The following is a 1,517-nucleotide window of genomic DNA, read 5'->3' as shown; positions in this document are numbered from 1 at the left end:
GGTCTGAAATTGATACCGAAAGAAGTGCGCTCTAAAGTCGCGTAAACAAGACACCGGTTTGAGGCCGGTGTCAGGTGATAACTAGATCTGTACACAAAATTCTTTATTTTAGTTTTCATACACGGAGCCCACTAGCAATTCATCCCCTTGAATGAAATGGAGACAGGATCATGCTCCACCACTTTTTGTGCTTGGTGCTTATGTTTAACTCACCATTATATTCGTCATCAAAAACAACGAAGCTATCAACATCGGAGGTAAATTCTTCCCCAGGGAATCGATATGGAACATCTCGCCATCCCCATAGCATACAAAGGGAGACAATTGGCCTACATAATCTCCCTTGGCATCATACAATTCAAAAATATTGGCGATTCTGTAGTGAGCTGACAATATATGCCAATTGGGTTTACTGGATATACTGCTTTTAAGAACACTTTGTACTGACCATCTTTTGACACCACACTAACAGATGGAGTCTTGTCAAAGATGTCCCATGATACGTGTGCTAACAGCAACCAATATGCCACGAATATCAACACCAAAAACATAGCCAGCTTCTTCATAAAGATATAACTCTCTGATTTGGGAGAGGATGTAACCAAAGCACATCTGAAAATACTATAAAATCCCCTCCCGAATTATGTTTATCTTGCCAATCACGGAAGTCGCGATTAAATACAGGAACAAATCCGCTCCATTTTCGAGCTAACATCCCATATAAACCTGCACCATATGATGATAAGGAGGTAGCACTTTCAGCTTTAGTTAACACACGATTTTTACTCCATATCCCCAATGGCTCAGTTGTTATCTTATTGCCATCCACAAAATCATATGTATCTTTGAGATATACACCAACGCTAATCGTGTTAACGTGTGCAGTGGCATCCAACACTTGAGCACTGTCACTCATACCTAATGGTATGCACATATTTGGAGAGTATCCTGCCGCCTTTAATTTATTACGCAATTCATTAATACCAGCAGGCGAGCTCCAACTAAGCATTCTTTCCTGCAGTTTTTCCTTTATAAAAGGTCTTGCCCACGCCATTTTGACAATAGTGTCATTGAATCTGTCATTAGGGATTGTTCTCGCATCACTACGTAGAAGTGCTCTTTTGGTTTCTTCTGTGAACTTGTACGCTGGCTTTAAACTGAGCCAATGACGCATGAGCTGAGGTGCAACCTTCCATCCCATCTTTTCCATGGCATCGGGGATCTGATCAAGATTGAATATATCAACCTTTACATCTTGCCCCTTCGTATTTGCACTGTGTAGTGGTCAACTAAATCCGGACACTTGGTTAGGCCGTTCTTCGGCTTTTGCTGGCGGTATCCCGTCATTGTGGTGATGTGGACGCCGCCAGTTGTAGTAATCCATCAGGTAATAACTGATATCTCGTTTCGCTTCTCGCAAGCTCATATATCCCATAGCCGGGAGCCACTCTGACTTCAGGCTTCTGAACAACCGTTCCATCGGGGCGTTGACGCTCCTATGTCAACAGGCTCGCGCT

The 1,517-nt window shown here is 42.8% G+C and carries 3 protein-coding genes and 1 pseudogene; all 4 read right to left on the bottom strand.

What is annotated here, in order from left to right:
* Nucleotides 1-139: 139 nt before the first annotated feature.
* The gene (locus AB5Y85_RS15595) at nt 140-310 is read right to left on the bottom strand and encodes a DUF6201 family protein (RefSeq protein WP_368221730.1); all 171 of its coding nucleotides are present in this window, start codon (nt 308-310) and stop codon (nt 140-142) included.
* Between the two features lie 19 nt (nt 311-329).
* Nucleotides 330-551 (bottom strand): DUF6201 family protein, encoded by a 222-nt coding sequence (locus tag AB5Y85_RS15590; protein WP_368221734.1) that lies wholly within the window; start codon nt 549-551, stop codon nt 330-332.
* A gap of 11 nt (nt 552-562) precedes the next feature.
* Nucleotides 563-1,240 (bottom strand): DUF6402 family protein, encoded by a 678-nt coding sequence (locus AB5Y85_RS15585; protein ID WP_257688115.1) that lies wholly within the window; start codon nt 1,238-1,240, stop codon nt 563-565.
* Between the two features lie 45 nt (nt 1,241-1,285).
* Nucleotides 1,286-1,489 (bottom strand): annotated as a pseudogene (locus tag AB5Y85_RS15580) (integrase core domain-containing protein); the annotation flags it as partial.
* Between the last annotated feature and the right edge of the window lie 28 nt (nt 1,490-1,517).

Origin of the sequence: Aeromonas sp. R3-1, assembly GCF_040908345.1 — a bacterium.
GTDB classification, from domain to species: domain Bacteria; phylum Pseudomonadota; class Gammaproteobacteria; order Enterobacterales; family Aeromonadaceae; genus Aeromonas; species Aeromonas veronii.
Note: the sequence above shows the minus strand (reverse complement) of the source record. Positions and strands in the feature narration are given on the sequence as shown.